This is a genomic window from Nocardia neocaledoniensis (assembly GCF_029868625.1).
In the GTDB taxonomy this organism is placed as follows: Bacteria; Actinomycetota; Actinomycetes; order Mycobacteriales; family Mycobacteriaceae; genus Nocardia; species Nocardia neocaledoniensis_A.
This window is the reverse complement of sequence record NZ_JARWOJ010000194.1, coordinates 1-2297: the sequence shown is the minus strand read 5'-3', so window position 1 is coordinate 2297 and position 2297 is coordinate 1. Positions and strand designations below refer to the sequence as shown.

Here is a 2297-nt window from a genome sequence, read left to right as displayed (position 1 = left end):
CGTCCACCAAACCCCTCCCCCTGCCGGGGGCTCCGCTGGGGGTGCGCGTTAATCGGGCCCCCCCCGGTCCCCCCCACACGGCCATGCTGCGCGACATGTTCGGCGGCGACCCGCGCGACGCGGCCGCCGCTCCCGACTATGTGTTAAGTAAGGTTCCAAAACCCCCGGGCGGGGGGGGCTAGGTGCCGCGGGGGGGGGCGGGGGGCGCCGCCGCCGCGGTGTCCATCGACGGGGTGCAGCCGACGGCCGACACGATCCGTCTGGGGTACTACCGCTTCACCGGTATCGAATACGCCTACACTCACGGTCCGGTCGCCGGTGATTCGCTGGTCGCGCAGTTCCTCGACTACCTGATCCGGGGTAAGGCCAGGCTCACCATGATCGAGTTCGGCAACATACCGTGCGTCGACCCGGTAGAACCGAAATTCTGTACGGCGTAGACCGGCTCTGACGGTGGAATCTCCTGTCCCGGCTGCCATTCCCCGCCACGAATTCTCAGCAACCGGCTGGTTTACTCCGCGGTAGCGGGGTACTTTTCTCTACGGCCCCTCTGATCAGGCGGGCGCCCCAGCGGCGCGCTCCACGTCTGGCCAGGCCAACCATGCCCCATGGACGGCGGTGCAGCTCTCGTCTCCACCTCCGCCGAGGCGGCCATCTCTTGTTCGCGCAAGTGTTGCGAGGTTGTGTCCCTGGAAGGAAGGTCATGAGTGCAGACATGTCGGCAATGTCGCCGGCCGGGTTCTCCACGTCCGATCTCTACTCGATCGAGCACAACGGTGGCCCACTGCGGATCGCGATGGTGGTTCCACCGTATTTCGATGTTCCCCCCAAGGCCTACGGCGGCGTCGAGGCCGTAGTCGCCGATCTGGTCGATTCGCTCTGTGAGCGCGGCCATCACGTCACCCTGTTCGGTGCGGGCGAGCCGGGTACCAAGGCGAACTTCGTCCCGCTGTGGGACCGGATCGTCCCGGAGCGACTCGGTGATCCGTTCCCCGAAGTGGTCCACGCGCTGCGGGTGCGCCGCGCGATCGAGCGCCTGGCCGAGACCGAAGGCATCGACCTGGTCCACGACCACACGTTCGCGGGCCCGCTCAACGCGCCCGCCTACGCCGATCTCGGGCTGCCAACGGTGGTCACCGTGCACGGTCCCGTGCAGGACGACTGCTACCGGTACTACCGGGAACTCGGCAAAGAGTGCTCGCTCGTCGCGATCAGCGACCGGCAGCGCGAACTCGCGCCGGAGCTGCGCTGGGTGGGGCGTGTGCACAACGCGCTGCGGCCCGACCTGTGGCCGTACCGGGCCGAGAAGAAGGATTACGCGCTGTTCCTCGGCCGCTTCACGATGGACAAGGGTCCACATCTGGCGCTGGACGCCGCCCACGAGGCCGGAATCCCGCTCGTCCTGGCGGGCAAGTGCTCCGAGGCGCCCGAGAAGGCGTACTTCGAGGAGTACGTGCGTCCGCGGCTGACCGCCGATGATCACGTGTTCGGGCTCGCCGACGCGACCGACAAGCGTAAACTCTTGTCCGAAGCGCGGTGTCTGCTGTTCCCGATCCGGTGGGAGGAGCCCTTCGGCATGGTGATGATCGAGGCTATGGTCACCGGTACTCCGGTGGTCGCGTTGCGTGGGGGCGCGGTGAGCGAGGTTCTGGTCGACGGTGTCACCGGACGGATCTGTGACGATCCGGCCGAGCTGCCCGGCGCCATCGCCGAGGTCGCCTCCTACGACCCGGCGGCCTGCCGGGCGCACGTGGAAGCCAATTTCGGCGCCGACACCCTCGGCGGTGGCTACGAACGGGTCTACCGGCAACTGTTGGCCGAGACCACGATCGGGTACGGCGACGCGTTCGCGCTGCCGCTGCCCGTCGGGGCGGCGATCAGCGGGCGCGCATGACCCTGAACAGCGAGTCGCCGAGCCCGCTCAACGCGGGGGAACCCGCCGGGCTCGGCGGCAACGGAGGCAATGTCACGCTGGTCGAAGGCGGCACCTTCAGCCTGTCCGATCGGCTCGGCGACATCGAGCCGGGCAAGCCGCAGGGGCTGTTCTTCCGTGACGCCAGGGTGATTTCGCGCTGGGAGCTGATGATCGACGGCAAGCGGCCCGAGCCGCTGTCGGTCCTGAGCCCCGAGGCCTTCGCGGCCCCGGTACGTGGGGGGGGGGGGGGGCGGGGGGGCACGTTGCTCACTTTGGCGTGGGTGTTTTGATTTTCTGTGGCGTGTTGTTGGTGGTTGGGTTGGGGGCGGCGTTGGGTGGGGGGGGGGGGGACGACGAAACCCCAGGACGCGACGTGTTCGAG

The 2297-nt window shown here is 68.3% G+C and carries 2 protein-coding genes and 1 pseudogene; all 3 read left to right on the top strand.

All coding sequences use genetic code 11. From position 1 onward, the window contains the following. Positions 1–182: 182 nt before the first annotated feature. Positions 183–440 carry a hypothetical protein gene (locus QH270_RS14070; RefSeq protein ID WP_280341858.1) on the top strand — a complete coding sequence of 86 codons (258 nt, stop codon included), beginning with the start codon at positions 183–185 and terminating at the stop codon, positions 438–440. 284 nt (positions 441–724) lie between these two features. Beyond that, positions 725–1894 (top strand): glycosyltransferase family 4 protein, encoded by a 1170-nt coding sequence (locus QH270_RS14065; RefSeq protein WP_280341860.1) that lies wholly within the window; start codon positions 725–727, stop codon positions 1892–1894. Continuing rightward, positions 1891–2142: pseudogene (locus QH270_RS14060) on the top strand (glycogen debranching N-terminal domain-containing protein); the annotation flags it as partial. The gene QH270_RS14065 and the pseudogene QH270_RS14060, both read left to right, overlap by 4 nt. Positions 2143–2297: the final 155 nt, after the last annotated feature.